This is a genomic window from Paenibacillus tyrphae (assembly GCF_027925525.1).
Lineage (GTDB): Bacteria > Bacillota > Bacilli > Paenibacillales > NBRC-103111 > Paenibacillus_G > Paenibacillus_G tyrfis_B.
Genome location: NZ_BSDJ01000015.1, coordinates 105,890 through 123,571 on the forward strand (window position 1 = coordinate 105,890; position 17,682 = coordinate 123,571).

15 protein-coding genes and 1 tRNA gene are annotated in these 17,682 nt (G+C 45.7%); 3 read left to right on the top strand and 13 right to left on the bottom strand.

Features of this window, described 5'->3' with window-relative positions; all coding sequences use genetic code 11:
• Positions 1-49: 49 nt before the first annotated feature.
• A complete protein-coding gene (locus QMG93_RS19230; RefSeq protein WP_281939242.1) occupies positions 50-1,093 on the top strand; it encodes a zinc-binding alcohol dehydrogenase family protein in 1,044 nt (347 codons plus the stop codon).
• A 121-nt stretch (positions 1,094-1,214) separates the two neighbouring features.
• Here QMG93_RS19230 and QMG93_RS19235 read toward each other — a convergent pair whose 3' ends face one another.
• The 8 genes from QMG93_RS19235 to QMG93_RS19270 all read right to left on the bottom strand — a co-directional run bounded on the left by QMG93_RS19235 (position 1,215) and on the right by QMG93_RS19270 (position 11,701).
• Positions 1,215-3,509 carry a DEAD/DEAH box helicase gene (locus QMG93_RS19235; RefSeq protein ID WP_281939243.1) on the bottom strand — a complete coding sequence of 765 codons (2,295 nt, stop codon included), beginning with the start codon at positions 3,507-3,509 and terminating at the stop codon, positions 1,215-1,217.
• A gap of 54 nt (positions 3,510-3,563) precedes the next feature.
• A complete protein-coding gene (locus tag QMG93_RS19240) occupies positions 3,564-4,274 on the bottom strand; it encodes an ABC transporter permease (protein WP_281939244.1) in 711 nt (236 codons plus the stop codon).
• Positions 4,271-5,116 (bottom strand): ATP-binding cassette domain-containing protein, encoded by an 846-nt coding sequence (locus tag QMG93_RS19245; protein WP_281939245.1) that lies wholly within the window; start codon positions 5,114-5,116, stop codon positions 4,271-4,273. Before QMG93_RS19245 ends, QMG93_RS19240 begins: the two co-directional genes overlap by 4 nt.
• A 138-nt stretch (positions 5,117-5,254) precedes the next feature.
• Positions 5,255-6,190: a LytTR family transcriptional regulator DNA-binding domain-containing protein gene (locus QMG93_RS19250; RefSeq protein ID WP_281939247.1), complete on the bottom strand. Its 936-nt coding sequence runs from the start codon at positions 6,188-6,190 to the stop codon at positions 5,255-5,257.
• A gap of 288 nt (positions 6,191-6,478) precedes the next feature.
• A complete protein-coding gene (locus tag QMG93_RS19255; RefSeq protein WP_281939249.1) occupies positions 6,479-6,970 on the bottom strand; it encodes a hypothetical protein in 492 nt (163 codons plus the stop codon).
• A gap of 582 nt (positions 6,971-7,552) precedes the next feature.
• Positions 7,553-7,774 (bottom strand): hypothetical protein, encoded by a 222-nt coding sequence (locus tag QMG93_RS19260; protein ID WP_281939251.1) that lies wholly within the window; start codon positions 7,772-7,774, stop codon positions 7,553-7,555.
• Positions 7,775-8,078: 304 nt separating this feature from the next.
• Positions 8,079-9,818, bottom strand: coding sequence for an ABC-F family ATP-binding cassette domain-containing protein (locus QMG93_RS19265; protein WP_281939253.1), 1,740 nt, complete (start codon positions 9,816-9,818; stop codon positions 8,079-8,081).
• 308 nt (positions 9,819-10,126) lie between these two features.
• Positions 10,127-11,701, bottom strand: coding sequence for an ABC-F family ATP-binding cassette domain-containing protein (locus QMG93_RS19270; RefSeq protein ID WP_063182378.1), 1,575 nt, complete (start codon positions 11,699-11,701; stop codon positions 10,127-10,129).
• Positions 11,702-11,869: 168 nt separating this feature from the next.
• Between QMG93_RS19270 and QMG93_RS19275 the strand changes: the two genes are divergently transcribed.
• A tRNA-Met gene (locus tag QMG93_RS19275) sits at positions 11,870-11,946 on the top strand.
• Positions 11,947-12,375: 429 nt separating this feature from the next.
• Here the strand turns inward: QMG93_RS19275 and greA are convergent.
• From greA to rlmH, 3 genes are all read right to left on the bottom strand, one after another.
• Complete coding sequence (gene greA / locus QMG93_RS19280) at positions 12,376-12,861, bottom strand: transcription elongation factor GreA (RefSeq protein ID WP_281939257.1); 486 nt, start codon at positions 12,859-12,861, stop codon at positions 12,376-12,378.
• A gap of 132 nt (positions 12,862-12,993) precedes the next feature.
• On the bottom strand, positions 12,994-13,863 hold the full coding sequence (locus tag QMG93_RS19285) for a deoxyribonuclease IV (RefSeq protein WP_010501526.1): 870 nt from the start codon (positions 13,861-13,863) through the stop codon (positions 12,994-12,996).
• 662 nt (positions 13,864-14,525) lie between these two features.
• The gene (rlmH, locus tag QMG93_RS19290; RefSeq protein WP_281939260.1) at positions 14,526-15,005 is read right to left on the bottom strand and encodes a 23S rRNA (pseudouridine(1915)-N(3))-methyltransferase RlmH; all 480 of its coding nucleotides are present in this window, start codon (positions 15,003-15,005) and stop codon (positions 14,526-14,528) included.
• A gap of 167 nt (positions 15,006-15,172) precedes the next feature.
• On the opposite strand from rlmH, the gene QMG93_RS19295 reads away from it, so the two are divergent.
• Positions 15,173-15,889 carry a hypothetical protein gene (locus QMG93_RS19295; RefSeq protein ID WP_281939262.1) on the top strand — a complete coding sequence of 239 codons (717 nt, stop codon included), beginning with the start codon at positions 15,173-15,175 and terminating at the stop codon, positions 15,887-15,889.
• 220 nt (positions 15,890-16,109) lie between these two features.
• Here the strand turns inward: QMG93_RS19295 and QMG93_RS19300 are convergent, their stop codons facing one another.
• Both QMG93_RS19300 and QMG93_RS19305 read right to left on the bottom strand, forming a co-directional pair.
• Complete coding sequence (locus QMG93_RS19300; protein WP_010501530.1) at positions 16,110-16,277, bottom strand: CxxH/CxxC protein; 168 nt, start codon at positions 16,275-16,277, stop codon at positions 16,110-16,112.
• A gap of 118 nt (positions 16,278-16,395) precedes the next feature.
• Positions 16,396-17,622, bottom strand: coding sequence for a S1C family serine protease (locus QMG93_RS19305; protein ID WP_281939265.1), 1,227 nt, complete (start codon positions 17,620-17,622; stop codon positions 16,396-16,398).
• Positions 17,623-17,682: the final 60 nt, after the last annotated feature.

Genomic DNA, 17,682 nt, shown 5'->3' on the forward strand with positions numbered 1-17,682 from the left:
ATACAATGCTATCTGTACAACATTTGCTATTTGAGAGGATGGGATACCTATGAATACTAACCAAAAGATGAAAGCCATCGGTGCTTACCGATACCTCCCCATATCTGATCCGGAAAGCCTTATGGATCTGCACTTGGATAAACCGGAACCTACAGGCCGCGATTTGCTTGTAAAAGTAAAAGCTATCTCCGTCAACCCTGCAGACGTAGGCGTTCGCGAAAAACATAACTACGAAGCCGAATCACCGAAAATTCTTGGTTGGGATGCTGCTGGAATCGTAGAACAAGTTGGCCCTGACTGTCAATTGTTTAAACCAGGGGACATGGTCTATTATGCGGGCAGTGTGGCTCGACCAGGCACTAATAGCGAATTTCACTTGGTTGATGAACGAATTGTAGGAAAAATGCCAAGAAGTTTGGATTTCGCAGCAGCCGCCGCATTACCGCTTACCTCGATAACTGCATGGGAGGGCCTGTTTGATCGTTTAGGAATTAGCTTAAACGCGAATGAAAATAAAAGTATACTTATTATCGGCGCAGCTGGAGGAGTAGGATCGATTGCCGTGCAACTTGCCAAATTAGCAGGTTTGACAGTCATCGGTACTGCTTCGCGTCCGGAGTCAACTCAATGGGTCAAAAGTTTGGGTGCGGATTTTATAATAAACCACAACAACCCTTTCCAACCTCAGCTCAAGGAATTTGGTATAGATACTGTGGATTATATTTTCTGCTTGAATGATACTGTACAACACCTGACGAATATGTCGGAGGCCATTACCCCCCAAGGTAAAATTTGCTGTATCGTTCCTACGGATAAGGCTTCCTGGGCAGGAAGCCTGAAAATGGACTTGCTGTTTGCTAAAAGTGTAATGTTTGTATGGGAGTTCATGTTTACACGGTCCTTGTTTCATACCGAAGACATGATGAAACAATATGAATTGCTGAATGACCTGGCGGACTTAATCGATGATGGAAAATTAAAAACTACACTAAATGAACGACTAGAACCCATTAATGCAGCAAACCTGCGTTTAGCACATGAGAAGTTGGAAAATGGACGGTCTATTGGTAAAATTGTTTTAGAAAATTTCTGATACCTACGAAGAAGGCACGGCCGAAGTAATAATCGAGTAGATGATGCAAAAGCCGCCATAGCTTTGGCGGCAGTGGCATGTTTATACCGATTATAAAATTGAGAAATCCAAGCGATCCCGATCAAAATTTTGGCCACCCGAATACCGGCCTCAGCATCTTGCGCATCCAATAAGCGATTATCGTCCCTGGGTTCCATGAACCGGGATTCTGCAAGTACTCCATGTATTGGTCGTTGATAGTATAAGTCCAAGTGGAAGTAGGGCTCTTCAGCCCGAACTTTTCCCACTTCGCCGGATCATTCGAACCTCCGAGCTTTACGAGCATATTTGACGACTCTCTATTTATTTTAGCCGGAATTTGCTCGTAGGCTTGGATGATTTGCACATGAAACTCGTCGATCGGATTGCGGTTAGTAAGGCTCGTCAAATGGATGCTTTCGCAAATGTAAGAAACGTAGGCCAGATGGTCAGCCCAGAACTTGTCGATATAATAAAGCCGTACCCGCTGCTCCGAAGGGCTCATCGGCGTCTCGCCTTTCAAAATTCCGAGCCGCTCCTCGTATAGAATACGCCGCTGTTCCTCCACCATATCCGAATAACGGTTCAGTTCCTGGCGGATATGGAAGTTTTGGCCCATAATAACGCGCTGAATGTGGGCGATATTGCTGCGGAGCACCGACTCCTCGAGAGCATCATCCTGCCTGAGATCGCGATAGGCGGGCGGAATCACTTTATCGATGCCGAACCGAAGCATCAACTCGTCTTCCAAGCTTACGAAAAATACGGAAGCTCCCGGGTCGCCTTGGCGGCCAGATCGCCCGCGCAGCTGATTGTCAATCCGCACGCTTTGGTGCATATGCGTTCCAATCACGTACAAGCCGCCTAGCTTGGCGACAACTTCTGCTTGCGTGGGGTTGCCGCCGCCAAGCCGAATGTCGACGCCGCGTCCCGCCATATTCGTAGACACCGTCACAGCGCCGATTTCTCCCGCTTTGGCGATGATCTCGGCCTCTTCTGCGTCGTTCTTCGCATTCAGAACATGGCAAGGCACATCGGCAGCCGCCAGCGCCTCCGCCAGAACGTCAGACTCCTCGACGCTTGACGTACCAATGAGAATTGGACGTCCCGTCGCATGGACGGACGAGATTTCTTGTACAAGCGCCTTAAGCTTGGCTTCTTTATGGGTATAAATCCGGTGCGGAAGGTCGATCCGTATGTTTGGCCGGTTCGGCGGAATTTGCACGACCTGCAGCCCATAAATATCTTCGAATTCCATTGCGGAAACGTGCGCGGTAGCCGTCATTCCGCAAATCTTCGGATATAGGCTAAGGAAGTGTTGAAGGGTGATCGTACCGAGAATTTTCCCGCCGGCTTTCGACTGCAGCCCTTCTTTGGCCGCAAGCGCGGCTTGCAGCCCATCCGGCAAATGCCTGTTCTCCGCCACGCGGCCGGTATATTCGTCGATCAGCTCGATTTTACCGTCCCGGACGATGTAATCGACGTCTTTTTTCAATAACGATTCCGCATGCAGCGCGCAATTTAACGATATTAACAAATGACTATTATGGCTTTCGTACAAATTGCCGCATCCCAGCAGCGATTCCGCTTTCGCTGAGCCCGCTTCATTCAAGTAAACGTTCCGCTTGAACTCATCGAAGTCGTAATGCTCATCTTGCTCGAGCTGCCTGGCCACTTCTGCGAAACGAATGCCGTCGTTGCCGGAAGAGCTCGGCTCGCCGGCAATGACTAGCGGCACTCGCGCTTCGTCAAGAAGCAGTGAATCCGCTTCGTCGACGATGACGTAGTGGAAAGGACGATGCACGGTATCGGCTTCGTTTAGTGCGATCGCGTCGCGCAAATAATCAAATCCTGCCTCTTTGGCCGTAACATAGGTTATATCCGCGGCGTACGCTTCCCGTTTCTCGGACAGGCTCATACCCGCTTGAACCGATTTTACCGTTAACCCGAGGAAACGATAGATCGGGCCCATCCACTCCGCATCCCGATTTGCCAAATAATCGTTAAAAGTCAGCACATGAACGCCTTCGCCGGTTAGCGCATGTAGATAAGCAGGCATAACAGCAGACAGCGTTTTTCCTTCTCCGGTATGCTGCTCGATCAAAAATCCCTCGTGCAGAGCGATGGCAGCCATGATCTGGACATCATAAGGCTGTAATCCCAGCGTTCTCTTCGCTGCCTCACAAACTAGCGCATAGGCATCGACAAGCAGCTCGTCCAAAGGCGTACCCGATTTTGCTTCCTTTTTCAGCCGGAGAGATTCCGCTTGCAGCTGCTTTTCGTCCCATGCTTCCAAATTCCGTTTCCTGACGAGCTCCGCTTTGTCCCGATAGCCTTTCAGCTTATGCCGGGTATCGCGGTCTTTGAATTCTCGCATCCACTTGACGGCTAAATTCATCGGAATTTGATCCCTCCTCGGTAGAAATATGCGATATCATTTGTAAATTTTTCCCTATTCATCCTTTAACCGTCGTTGATACAAAACAACAGACACAATCGTTAATACAACCGTCCATGCCAAAATAATGAGGAGGGGTCTTAATAAATCTCCCGTCGTAAAGCCTATATTTTGTATAGCTAGCAAACGCACAAGTTGAACGCTTGGTGCATACTCCAGCACTTTGAAGATCGGATAATCTTTCACTAGTAACACTCCCCATGGTGCCCCCGTAAATACGAGCGCCACAGGCATTATAGATAATGAGGCTTCAAGTACCGTCTTGGAGAATAAACCGCATATCGTCCCGGCGGCTGTGTATAGAATAATCGAAAAAACGATTGCTGCCACAAACGCCCATATACTAGCAGGCTCATAGCCCAATATATACGTAGCAATAGCCAGAGCAACAGCAGACACGACAAAGACTAAAGTACTTTTACCGATTAAAACATCCATGGTCGTGGCTGGAGTCATCATTAATGATCGTAAAGTGTTACGCTCCTTTTCTTCCGCAATCAAGCATGCTTGTACTAAACACGTTAGTAACACAAACGAAGTATTTAGGAGAAAACCGGCAGCTCCAGGCAAAGACGGGCCTGCACTTCGAAAAAGAAATGCTAAGAGAATTGGAACAATCAGACTAAAGGAGACCCCATAATTGCGTGAAAATTCTTTGTAATCCTTCACAAATATCGCTCGAGCACGCTTTAATGAGATACTCATAGTAACTCACTTCCTGTCATTTTAATGAAGATATCACCTAGACTTGGCTCTTTCGTTTCTAATCGATCAATTAGCCCTCGTTTCATCCAAGCGGCTATTTGATCGGCCGTTCCCTCATCGATCGGGAGCTCGTAGGCTTCCCCATGGATTAAGTCAACACAAACTACGTTTTCCCGATGCTGTTTTTTAAGTTCCTTGGGTGAGCCGATGGTTTGGATTTGTCCTTGATACAAAATCGCTACGCGGTTACATATCAATTCGGCCTCAGCCATATCATGCGTAGTTAAAAAAATCGTTGTCCCATTCTCATTTAAGTAGCGTAGGCCTTTATAAATATGTGCTGAGTTTACTGGATCTAAAGCCGAAGTAGGTTCATCTAAAAATAATAATTCCGGCTCATGGATAATCGCACATGCCAACATGACACGCTGACGCATCCCTTTCGATAAGAGATTGACTTTCTTTTTGCGCTCTCCGCTTAAGTTTACAAACTGCAGCACCTTATCGATCGAAGATCTGGGAAGATCATATAATTGGCGATACAGCTCTAGATTTTCCTCTATAGTTAATCTCTCATACAGACCACTGTTATCCGTCAAAATGCCAAAGCGCATCTTCTGTGCAGACTGATGCATCATCTCCGCTGGCTGGTTAAATACACTTGCCTGTCCACTTGTCGGATTTAATTGCGCCGTTAAAATCTTTATTAATGTTGTTTTTCCTGAACCACTCGGACCCAGGAAACCAAAAATTTCTCCTTTTGGAATGGAAAAAGACACATCTGCCAATGCGTCCTTATTTCCAAACCTCTTTCGAATATGTTCTACTTGGATAACATCCATGAACACCACTTCCTTAGAGTTGATGCCTTAAGCATATAAAGATTGCCTGCCTCCAGCCATCAAAACCCGCCGAAATGTAGCTGTAATCGCCTGAATGGTACCATGGAATGCTTGATTGGTTCGATATTGCCCCGGAAATTAAATGTTAAGAAGTGCTTTTAATTCCTGCAATTTTGAACGAGATAACGGAACCACGGCATCTTTGCCTGTATTTAATCGCAAGCTGTAGCTATTCTTCGTCCATGTAATAATCTCTCTTACTTTTTGCAGATTAACGATGTAGGATCGATGACACCTAAAAAATCCGAAATTTAACAATCTCTGCTCGAGCTCGGTTAGCGTCAAAGCACAGACGTAATTTTCCCCACCCACATGAACAAGGATCGAACCATCTATACTTTCTATGTAATCGATTTCGGGCGGGTCAAATAAAATCACTTTGTCATTTCTTTTCGTATAAATCTTCTGCAAGGTTATATTGGCCCGATCTTGTTCCTGCACTTCCTGCTTATCCTCTTCGGAGTCCCGAATATCCAATGGATGAAATCCGAATTCGTTCAATCGATAAATGGCATCACAGGAAATAAGGGCATCCTCTAAATTCGAAGTTAAAATTAAAATCTGCTTTTCCTTCGAAAGGTCATCTAAAATCCGTTTAAAATGACGACGATCTTGTTCTTCCAAGTAGAAATAGGGTTCCTCCAGTACGAGTGTAGGCTGATGCGCAAAAAAGACACGCAGCAACGTCACATACATCCTTTTTGATGAGCTTAGATCCTTGATTTTTACCTTTCGTTCTTCTTTTAAAGCAAAATAATCCATCAACAGAGCGACATGCTCATTCCTCTCCGTTACTTTGATTAGAAAAGTGATTAGCTCTTCCACCGTTAAACGCATATACTCGCCTTGTTGAACTCGAAATAAATAATATTGGGGATGATTCACTAATTGATTCATTAAAAGCTGCTTTCGCTTCAAGTCCGTTAAAATGCCAATCGATTGGTTCGATGTCATATTTAATTCGATCTTCGGTAGAAATAATTCCCCATCATCATACACTGGTTGAAATTGCATGCCGTCCTCCCGGTCAGTGCCGCTATAGGATATATATAACAATTATAATGTTGGGATACTTTTTTGTCTTCTCTAAGCCATAGGTCGGGAAAATACGATGAGAGAGGATTTTTCATGCAATAACGCATTCAAAATTTGGATCGGCTTATTCACTCGCGGTAGATCATAAACATATTTTTGGGGCGGTTCTGCAGGTGGAATCAGGAGATGGATAACTGTCATGGAGCGGAGCGGCCGGTTGAGCTCTGCTAGCAATCGTTTGACTAGAAGGGACTTGAGAATTTATTTTTACCCCTTTGTCTTCCTTTCATGCGAAAATCTGGGTTTCCAAGAAGAAAAGTCAGCCACATAAATTTCGTTAAGAATCAAATCGAGCGGCAAGTGATCTATTACATCAGCAACTTCATCATAAGGCGAAGGAATTACAAAAGAAAATCCAAAGTCATCATCAATGATCAGCGAACCATTAAAAATTCGCTGCCTGGATGTCAAGCCCATTATATCCCTTATCGATTGCCCGGCGTACAAACATCCCTTATAGCGCCCCTTGTAACTTTGATTGCAGCCAATAGAGACGATCAGGCCACTAGAATCTACAACAATTGTCATAGTGCTATCCAATGTATATGCAGATCTTACCTCGCCATCGGGAACGGAATATCCTTTAAGCTCAACCCTGTGCCGCGAATATATTTCATCAATATACTCAGATATATTTCTCCCCAATACAACATTACCCATCGAATACCCCGATATGACTTTCGCATTAAAAGCAATCACCCATGGCCCTCCGTTCATTCTGCCCTATATCGCGTACTACCGGAATCCTGTGAATTTACCATTTTATCGGGGGCAGTATGCATCACTTATATTGATAAATCAATATCTCCAGCATTAATGAATACCCCAAAGAAATAATTGGAGTCATCCGTTCGGCTTAGGTGAGTTATGCGGAATTAGAAGCGCATGAAGGATCTCCAGCCGAGCATAACTGCGTAATAAATATAAAAAGAATCCCGTTTTGATTCGCAAATGCTACGAGAATGAGAAAGTCCCATTTCACGTTAATCTAGCCCGTTTGCGTAACCAAACCCTTTACGCGCCCCTGAGCGGTTAAAGCCATAAATTTCGCCCTATTTATGATACGGTTTACCGTAACGGGGCTTTCGGCGAAAATGCGAAAGGAGCTTGCCTCGCAAGCTCAGAATATTTGCTAGCCCAATCTTTGGTGTTTGGAATTGCAGTCAAGCTTGTCAGTCATCCCTACTATGATAATCATAATTCCCTACAGGTAGGTTTATTTCGCCACTTTGAGGTTTGAGCTATTTTTCGCTTGGCTCCGAATAGCTGGATTTTGTAAAGTCATTTTTGCTTGTTTTTGAGATTATTTAGTCCTATAAATTGCTCCAGTGATTTTGGAAATATGTCTTCACCAAAATCAGACTTTCTTTTTAATGCATTCCAAATCCCTGAGCTATTTTTATCATTGGATTCATACCCGATGGCAGATTCTAATTTCGGAATATTAAAATGTAAATTATTTAAAGAAGCCTCATTTATTAGTCTCCAATTTGTAGTTATCATGCCTCGTTTCGTTTGATCACTCAGGGACTCAACCGAGTCTTTAATGGAACATGTAACTCGTCACCATTAGCACAATCATACCATGAAATTGGGAAACATTGTCGTTTTAGGTGGTATAAAAATCCCACTAAAGCCTATCTCTAGTGGGATAAACATATTTCTATAGCACCTTTCTTCACACTTTGGAAGGTCTCTACACCCTTCTTGTCACTCAAATTTTTCGCCCTACTTATGGTACGGTTCTCCATATCATCTCTAAGGCGAATTATAGGAGACCTAGTTGGATGGTTCCGAGGGTTGTAATCTAAAGTAACTTAATCAGCTCTTCCAGCTCATCAATCAATCCTTTTGCACGTTCAAAATCAGTATCTTTTAAAGCCAATTCTATTTTCATTTCAACTGATTTTTTCTTTTGTTCCGTTTCTAAATAGTCTCTATCAAAATGACTAGCATAAATCATCCGTCTAAATTTTGGCATACTCATTTTTCTAATCGTCTTATCGTCAATAATTAAAACATAATCCATACCATTTACAACAGAATAGAAATCATGAGAAATCATGAGAATTGCACCCTTAAATTCTTTTATGGCTTTCTCCAGCGCTATTTGTGTATAGGTATCTAAATGGCTTGTCGGTTCATCAAGAAGCAATACGTTAGCTTTACTGGCAGAAACTTTAGCCAATTGAAGTATATTTTTTTCTCCACCAGATAAAGATTCTATCTTTTGACTAACGATCTCTCCTTCAAAGCCATAGTTGGAAAGATACAATCTGATCTCATCATAAGTTTTAAACCCCGCATCGATGAATTCTTCTAGTATTGTATTAGAATCCTTTAGCATTTCACCTTGAAGCTGAGATAAATAAGCCACTTTAACATCAGCATTTATTTCAATTGAATCATGATTATTTTTAAAAATCTCCCGAAGTAAGGTCGTTTTCCCGGTACCGTTTGAACCGATAATAGCTACTTTATCAGTAGATTTTATCTCAAAGTTAACATTGTCTAAAAGCAGCTCATCAAAGCCAACACTATAATTATTGACATTTACAACAATGGTATCTTCAATTTCATTATCAATACCAAAACTGATATTCGGTTGCTTAATATCAACAAATGGTGCTTTAATTCTACGCGCTTCCAATCTTTCATGAAATTTAACTCTAGCTTTTAACGTTCTCCCTCTTGATGCTTCAGAATTATTAGTTGCGATAGCTCTAAGATTATTGATGATGTTCTCGTTTCTCTCAATCTCTTCATGCTCAGCAACTGCGAGTTCTTGTAACTCAATTTTTGTCTGAAGTAATGAAAAGTTATACTCAATATATCGCCCATCAAACTCTTGGATCTCCATGTTTTCAAGGTGTATAATTTTGTTGAAACAATGATTCAATAGATATCGGCTGTGCGTAACAACTAGCAGCATTCCTTTGTGAGAATTAATAAGTTTTTTTAGCGCATTTAGGTTTTCGAAGTCTAAAAACACATCCGGTTCGTCCATAATCATTAAGTCAGGACGATTAAGCATTTCCTTTATCACTTGAATAAGTTTGAATTCCCCGCCGCTCAGGTCGGTTACCTTAAGATCTCTTCGCTTCATGAGGTTTGCTAGACTTAGCTGCTTATGAATGTTACTTTCAAAATCATTCCCGCCCATTGCATCAAATGCGTCTAAAGCTAATTGATACTTTTCGAGTAAAGATTCTATATCTGATGAAGTTTCCATTTCCGTGCAAATCGATTGAATTTCATTTTGGATCTTTATAAATTGTTCTCCTATATATTCAAAAACTGTTGTTTCTTTAGTGTTGTCTAGTTCCGAGAACTGACTTACATATCCAATTGTGCAATCGGGGTCTATCTCTAATTTGCCATCGAAAAGATATCTTTCTGGGTCCATCAGTATATCTATCAATGTACTTTTCCCACTACCACTTGTTCCTATAAAAGCGCAATGTTGTGCTTCATCTAACGTAAATGAAATGTTGTTATATAGTTCTTTTTGAGGAAATGAGAAGGATAAGCGTTCAGCTTTTATCATAGTATTACCTTTCTTTATAACTAAAATAGTGATTATCATTAGATGTTTTGCAGAACATAGGTTTTACAACCAACTTCAATCCATTGGTATCCCCTCTGATTCCGGAATTCCCCACGTTCCATACCTGCCGGAATAGATCAATCCTACTCCAGTGTAACAGGAATCCCATACAAGTATCCCTTTGACCGTTCTAATAAAACCATCTGGCCGTCTGGCCAAGTTGTCCAGGGAAGGCATGGTTGAACATACTCTCCAACGTGCCGCTATTTGTAGTCAACGCTGAGAGGTATCGAGAGAGCCCTTCTCTCTTACAGGCTCTGTTCGGTCACTCCCGTTACAGGATCGAAGGTCAGCATCTTGGTCCCGATCTTATCGATGAAGAAGCGATCATGGCTTACCGTAATGACCGCGCCGGGAAAATGGATCAGAGCTTGCTCCATTACCTGTATGCTCGTGAGGTCCAGATGGTTGGTCGGCTCGTCCAAGATAATAACGGCCGCACCCGAGAGAAGACACTTAGCCAGAGCCACCCGAGCCTTCTGCCCGCCGGACAGATTGCCGATCGCCTTGCTTAGATCCGCCTCCGAGAATTGCAGCATAGCTAGGAATTTGTTCACCTTTTTGCGCGGAGCGTCCAATCCCAATCCATACGTATTCACCGCGTGGCTGACGGTATCCTTAGGATCAAGTTCCTCCCACATCCGGTTGAAGTAGGCATAGTTAACGCCTTTCTCCCAGACAACCTCCCCGGAAACCGGCTTCTCCTGCCCGGAAAGCGCCTTAATGAGTGTGGACTTCCCGCTTCCGTTCGGTCCCACGATGACCAAACGATCTTCCTTCTGAATATCGAAGCTAACGTTCTCGAAGATCTGTCTACCCTCGTATGTCTGCCCGATCTTCTTCACTTCGCATAGCTTGTCCGGGAAGCGCAACCTCTCGTAGATATCGGTAATCAGCACGTTAACGGGATGCGGCTCTATCCGCTTCTTGTTATCCGCCAGCTTACGCGAGAGTCGGTCCTTGGAACCGGAATTCCGGTTCGCGCGATCGTCGATCGCCTCGGATTCCATGAGCAGCAGCTCTTCCTCCCACTCGAACTGGCGGTCCAGCTCCTTCTTGCGCATCTTCTTCTTACGGACGTAATCGGTGTAATTGCCTTCGTATTCCTGAAAATGATAGTTCTCGATCTCGATCGTACGCGTGACGACCTTGTCGATAAATTGCCGATCATGCGACACCAGAATCATGGCTCCCTTGAATCGGTACAGCCACTGCTCCAGCCATGCGATCCCTTCCATATCCAAGTAATTCGTCGGCTCGTCGAGCAGAACGACATCAGGCAGCTCGATTAGCATCTTCGCAAGCGCCGCGCGGTTACGCCATCCTCCGGATAACTCATCGATTGGCTGGTTGCGGGATCTGTCTTTAAACCCTAACTTCGTAAGGACCGTATTAATCTCGACGGAAACGTTCCAGCCATCGAGATGATCCATTTGTTCGAATAACTCCGCTTGCCTTGCTAACAGCGCATTCATCTCGCGATCATCTGTAACCATGCTCAGCTTATCTCCGACCTCTTGCAGCTCTCGTTCGATAAGGGCAACCTCCTCGAAGCACGCTTCCAGTTCTTGCTGAACGGACAGGCTTCCGCTGAGTTCCGAGAATTGCGAAAAATATCCGATTCGCACCTGAGGATCTATTTCTACTCTGCCGGACGTCGGCTCTTCCTTGCCCATGATGAGCTTAAATACCGTTGACTTACCGGCGCCGTTCCGTCCGATTAGGCCGATACGTTCCCCTTGCATAACTCGAAAATAAATGTCGCGAAAGATCATAGACTCTTCGTACTTCTTCGTGACGTTCTCCAACCGTATTACGCTCATGGCTATCACCCTTCTGATTTCAACACTCTAGAGTGATTATACCACCCTCGCCTTAAGGATACTTCACGCTCTAGAGAGATCCCATAAATGAGCTTGCATATTAACACCAATTAGTGTAATATAAGTGATCTGGCGAACGTTAAAGGTTACTATACTTTGTTATTCTATCGCGGGGTGGAGCAGCCCGGTAGCTCGTCGGGCTCATAACCCGAAGGCCGCAGGTTCAAATCCTGCCCCCGCAACCAACTTACAATTTTGTCTCGACACATATATGAGAATGCCTTTAAATCACTGATGTGGCTTAAAGGCATTTTTGCGTTATCTTATATATTTATGGATACTGTATATGCCCTGCGAGGAAACGAGCAAGTTGCTCTTATTTGTGATACGGTTCACTTATCGCCAAAAAGGCGAAATCGCATGGCGCCGCAGCAAGTAGGTTTCGCCTGAATTGGGGCATCTTCTGCCTATTGAACGCAACTGCAACTTATTCTCATCAATTGAATCTCGTCAAAACCTGTGCTGATCACTTATGCATGACCTCACCAGTACGAGCGAAACCATACAGGAGTGCCTATACCGTCACCATATTCGGCGGATCTGACACCGACCCTCAGGATCACAACAAACCGGAAGTTATTATAGCATCGATCCTAGGAGTGCCGACGGAAGTGCTAATTATGACTAATTTTGATTTCGAGCAGCTCATACTGAAGATTGCCCATCGGCGCGTTTACGTTAATTATATCCCCTACCTTTTTGCCCAAAAGACCCTTTCCGAGCGGGCTTTCGTAAGATATTTTGTTCTCCGCTACATTCGCTTCAGCCGGACCGACAATGCGGTATTCAATCCTCTCGGCAAATTCAATATCATTCAAGATCACATAAGAACCTACGCCGACTTCATTCAAGTCCACACTGTCCGCACTCACGACTCGTGCCCGCTTTATCATCCGCTCCAGGACCAAAATCCGGGTTTCCATGTGCGATTGATCATCCTTGGCAGAATGGTACTCACTGTTTTCTTTAAGATCGCCATAACTAATCGCCACTTTCAACCGCTCCGCCAACTCCTTACGCTTGACCGTCTTGAGCTCGTTGAGTTCTTCCTCTATCTGCTCCAAGCCCTCTTGCGTCAATATTACTTCATCTTTATTCATAGTTTCAGCCCTCATTCCCTGTAGTCTATACCATATTACCTTACTTGGAGCGCAATAGCTAAAATAGTTATTGGATATTTGGATGGCAGAAAATTGGGCGGCGCGAAATTCGGATGGACCGAGCTAAGCGTCTTATTTTTCTATCGGTTCTGTTAACTCTCTTTTCAGTAAAGCAATTTCATGTTTATACGGAGGGTTTTTATATTTAATAGGTCCTATAGATGGGGTTTCGAGCAGTTTGGGGATATTAGAAAGTTGAGGATGGTGAACAATATAGTCTAAGGCTTGCAGACCTATAAGTCCATGTCCGATATTCTCATGCCGATCTTTACGGGAGCCGCGTTCGTTCTTGGAATCATTAATGTGAAGCACCTTTAACCGATTAAGCCCAATGATGCGATCGAACTGATCAATCACGCCGTCAAAGTCATGGACAATATCGTATCCGGCATCATGAACGTGGCAAGTGTCCAAGCAAATTGAAAGACACTCATTGTTGGTTACTCCGTTTATAATGCGAGCCAGTTCCTCAAAGCGAACGCCACATTCCGTGCCTTTACCGGCCATCGTCTCTAACGAGATTTGAACTTTTTCATTCCGGGTAAGAACTTCATTAAGCCCCTTAATGATCTTGTTAAGTCCCTTGTCTACTCCTTCTCCAACGTGTGATCCGGGATGCATAACAATCTGTTCCGAACCCAATGCTTCCGTCCGTTCCATTTCATCGCGCATAAAGGCAATGCTATGACTGAATACTTGATTGTTCCTAGAATTCCCCAGATTGACCAGGAAAGGAGCGTGAACAACAATATTGCTGATTCCATGCTCTTTCATATGCGCATGCCCCTCTAGAATCTTGTAATCAGAGATCGGTTTTCTTTTAGTATTTTGTGGAGCACCGGTGTATATCAGGAATGTATTCGCTCCATAAGAAGCAGCCTCTTTGCTGGCTTTAAGTAACATCTCCTTGCCGCCCATGGATACGTGACTTCCGATTAGCATGTATTATCCCCCGAATTCCGCATTTCGTTTAACAGATTATTTTCAGCGTTTACGGGAAGAGAGGATGTTATACATCAGGCAATTAACAACTGACAAACTGAAACGACAGCGTTCGACCCTAGTCCACAACACCCTATCTGGCGCTCCCCCTTAATTTTCGCCTCACTTATGATACGGTTCATCTTAACGGGTCTATCGGCGAAAAATGCGCCTAAATGTGACGCCGGCGGCATTCCCGGCTTCAAAAGCAACTAGAGTTTTTGCAGTTAAGCTCTGCAACGTAGAACTTACCGAACTACTGCCAAAAACCACGAGAGCCGAAGCAGCGGGGCAAGTTCTTCATAACCCCTTCCCAATCGTTCACAGGAGTCAGGTTTGTAATTAATCCCGCTCCTCCCTTATGCTTTTCTCGTATACGCACTTGTACAATATGGAGGGTGAGGATTATTGGAGTAAATATGGAAATCTCCCCGGTTAGACCCCTACCTTCCGTTTAATATGTATAGGTCTAATGGACTAGAAAATTTAACTTCTTTTTGCTTATATTTCTTCCATCATATCACATAATGGAAAATGGTGGGTAGTTTCGTCGGTTTATCTCAGCTCTCTAGACACTAGCTGATGAGCTTACTTCCGTATGCCCTCAGCTCAATTTTTCGCCGTCACTTATGATACGGTTCCCCCCGCATTATCTTAAACGCCCGATACACCTGCTCCACCAGCACCAGCCGCATAAGCTGGTGCGGCAGCGTCATGCGCCCGAACGACAGCTTGAGGTCCGCGCGTGCAAGCACTTCTGGGGCAAGCCCCAGCGAGCCTCCGATAACAAAAGCCACGTGGCTGCGCCCATACGTGGCAAGGTCTTGCACCTGCCGCGCGAGCTCCTCGCTCGACAGCGGCTTCCCGTCGATGGCTAAAGCCACGACGTAAGCGTCGGCGTGCAGCTTCGCGAGAATGCGCTCGCCCTCGCGCTGTTTCACCTGCACCTCCTCCGCGGCGCTCATGGATTCCGGCGCCTTCTCGTCCGGTACTTCGACAATCTGCACCTTGGCATACGGCCCCAAACGCTTGACGTACTCGGCGATCCCCTGTACCAGATAATTCTCCTTCAATTTCCCTACAGTGATAATCTGAATATTCATCCGCTTGCTCTTCCTCTCTCGTCTACCCTTTACTTGTCCTGTTCGAGGTGTCGTGGAGTTTCTTCACCTTTTCATTGTTCTCTCCAAAGAAACTTTAACTTAACAAGAAACAAATGTGATATTATGTAAATTGAACTATATTATTACTCGAAAGAAGGTAAAAAACAATGGCCCTTAACCGCATACTTGCCATTCTGGCCGCTTCTTTCGCAGCTCTAACACTCGCTGCTTCCCCAGCCGCTACAGCGCCAAACTTGGGAAACGCTCCCGTCTCAAATGAACAAGTAGCCACCCCAACTGTACCTGTTATTGTCGGCAAGCCCCAAGGTCAGAATAACCTTGCCATTGCCTTTGTTGATCAAGCGTTAAAGGGAAATGACTCGACGCTTCTTACTCCCCAAGGCAATCTAACGGAGCGGTACGCCTATTCGACGTACTCCATTCCTTATAAAGTTATAGAAGAAGGCAACGACATTATCGGGCCAAGGGAACAAGATTCCTTCTTGTGTAGCGCTCCAAATGGCGGCACTACTACCATTGTAAATCCGGTTGAAGTTCGCGCCAACGTCCAGATTCAATCTAACGTCGGCATTGAACTAAGAAAACTCATCAATCTCGTATGGACTGGTCAGACGAACGGATCATTTAAACACACCTATTCCAAAGCAAAAGTATACTCTGCTCCGGAATCCGTTCATAACCATCGTGATTATTACGGTGCGATCCAGTATGATTTAGGAACAACCGTTGTGAATCGAACCGACATTTACCATGTATATAGCGGAGATCGAATCCTCTATACTGCCACCTATGACCGCGGCCAACAAAGAATCAACGTCAAAATCCCCAAAGCCGTTGAATACGCCAAAGACTTCTACTTGTAAAATCACCGCCGCTGCACCATAACCAGCTATAAGAAAAACTTCTATCGAAGTCTATTCATGGATGAGCGACCGCGGTTTAACGGAAGTTTTTCTTGAGATATAGAATTTGTTCAGCTTCGCTGAAAATTTATAAATTCTATATCGTTAAAAAAAAGGAAGGCCGCACCAAGCCAGCCCTCCGACAATCATTCTATATTTATCTCCATACCTCGACAAACTCCTACACAACCAGGAAACGCCCCGGCTCGGCACACCGTTCGCAATGCGGAGGCGGGTCCCAGCCTGTAAACTTTACTTCCTCCAAGTCCACGATATCCGGCGCGTCCTCGTATTCGTCCACGAACATATCGATGGCCAGCTCTAGGTGCTCTTTACAAACTACATGCATAAGATAAGACCCCTTTTTCTTTTAACCCTTATAAAATCGCACACCGTTTCGCTCTATACAGCCTTTGCTTTCATTGTTCCCCAAAAGCGGCCGCGACTTACAGCTTTCCCTAATCAAACTAACGATCCTTTAGCTCAGCCAGCGTGACTTGAACCGTGTTCTTCTTCGCTCCCCGATAATACGTGACGGCAAGCTTTTCTCCGATCTTTTTGTGCCCATAAATGTACTTGCGCAGCGCCAGCGTGCCATCAACCGGCTTGCCGTCCAGCTCCACGATCACGTCGCTGGTTTTCAGCCCCGCGTCCTTGCCCGGACCGACGGCCTCGATCACCAGCACGCCTTTCTTGACATCCGACGGCAGCTTCAAGCTTTCGATGCCCGCATACGATTGCAAATCCTGTGTCACCACGCCGATGTAAGGGCGTTTGATTTTATGATCCTTGATCAGCGTCTCAATGATCGATTTCGCCTGATTAATCGGGATCGCGAAGCCGAGGCCCTCTACGCCCATATCGGCGACCTTGAGCGTGTTAATGCCGACGACCTTGCCGTCCAGATTCACGAGGGCGCCGCCGCTGTTCCCTTGGTTGATGGCCGCATCCGTCTGGATGACCTCCATCTCCCAGTCGAACTCGCCGTCCTTCCCAAGCGAAACGGGAATCGTCCGTTTGGGCCAGCTAATAATGCCCCGGGTCACCGTCGGCGCATACCCGAGTCCGAGCGGATTGCCTACGGCTAACGCCGTCTCCCCCGGCTTGAGCGCATCCGAATCGCCGAATTCGGCGATCTGCTTGATCTCGCTTCCGTCAATCTCCAGTACGGCCAGATCCGTAATCTGATCGCGCCCGACCAACGTCGCCTTACGCCGCTCGCCGGTGATCGTAATGACGTCCAACTGCTGGAAGCCTTCCACGACATGGTTGTTCGTCACAAGGCGCACCTGATCTCCCGCCCGGGCAAAAATAACCCCCGAACCGAGACCCACCGCGCCGCCGCGTGCGTTTTCCTTCTCTCCCTCCCGACGGGAGCCGATAATGCTCACAATCGTCGGCGATACCTTCGCTGCCGCGCCTACCACTGAATCGCTCGTCAGTCGCTCAGTGTCGACGCCTCCGCCGGTCGACGCTCCCGGAGACGGCGCGGCCATCACCGAAACCGCCTGCGGCATCACATCATGCCCTGCCTCCCGATCGAACAGCATGAACAAGGCCGCCGTAACAACGGCCCCGCCAACGGCTGGAAGCAGCCACGTCGGCAGCCTGACACCGGATCGGCCGGACGGCAAGCGCCAAGTCTCCCTTCGGGGTGCCTTCGTCGAATAAAAATCGTCGTCAAACAAACTCACCGCTGCCGCCCCCTGTTCCATCCCGCTCCGCACCCCATCCGAGGCCGAAAAATCTGCTAT

Excerpts from the sequence above, each read along its gene's own strand:
- greA (WP_281939257.1), bottom strand. The coding sequence starts at position 12,861 with ATGAATAAAGATGAAGTAATATTGACGCAAGAGGGCTTGGAGCAGATA.
- QMG93_RS19245 (WP_281939245.1), bottom strand. The coding sequence starts at position 5,116 with ATGGATGTTATCCAAGTAGAACATATTCGAAAGAGGTTTGGAAATAAG.
- QMG93_RS19295 (WP_281939262.1), top strand. The coding sequence starts at position 15,173 with ATGGCCCTTAACCGCATACTTGCCATTCTGGCCGCTTCTTTCGCAGCT.
- QMG93_RS19230 (WP_281939242.1), top strand. The coding sequence starts at position 50 with ATGAATACTAACCAAAAGATGAAAGCCATCGGTGCTTACCGATACCTC.
- QMG93_RS19265 (WP_281939253.1), bottom strand. The coding sequence starts at position 9,818 with ATGATAAAAGCTGAACGCTTATCCTTCTCATTTCCTCAAAAAGAACTA.
- QMG93_RS19250 (WP_281939247.1), bottom strand. The coding sequence starts at position 6,190 with ATGCAATTTCAACCAGTGTATGATGATGGGGAATTATTTCTACCGAAG.
- QMG93_RS19235 (WP_281939243.1), bottom strand. The coding sequence starts at position 3,509 with ATGAATTTAGCCGTCAAGTGGATGCGAGAATTCAAAGACCGCGATACC.
- QMG93_RS19240 (WP_281939244.1), bottom strand. The coding sequence starts at position 4,274 with ATGAGTATCTCATTAAAGCGTGCTCGAGCGATATTTGTGAAGGATTAC.
- QMG93_RS19270 (WP_063182378.1), bottom strand. The coding sequence starts at position 11,701 with ATGAGCGTAATACGGTTGGAGAACGTCACGAAGAAGTACGAAGAGTCT.
- rlmH (WP_281939260.1), bottom strand. The coding sequence starts at position 15,005 with ATGAATATTCAGATTATCACTGTAGGGAAATTGAAGGAGAATTATCTG.
- QMG93_RS19285 (WP_010501526.1), bottom strand. The coding sequence starts at position 13,863 with ATGCTAATCGGAAGTCACGTATCCATGGGCGGCAAGGAGATGTTACTT.
- QMG93_RS19260 (WP_281939251.1), bottom strand. The coding sequence starts at position 7,774 with ATGATAACTACAAATTGGAGACTAATAAATGAGGCTTCTTTAAATAAT.
- QMG93_RS19300 (WP_010501530.1), bottom strand. The coding sequence starts at position 16,277 with ATGCATGTAGTTTGTAAAGAGCACCTAGAGCTGGCCATCGATATGTTC.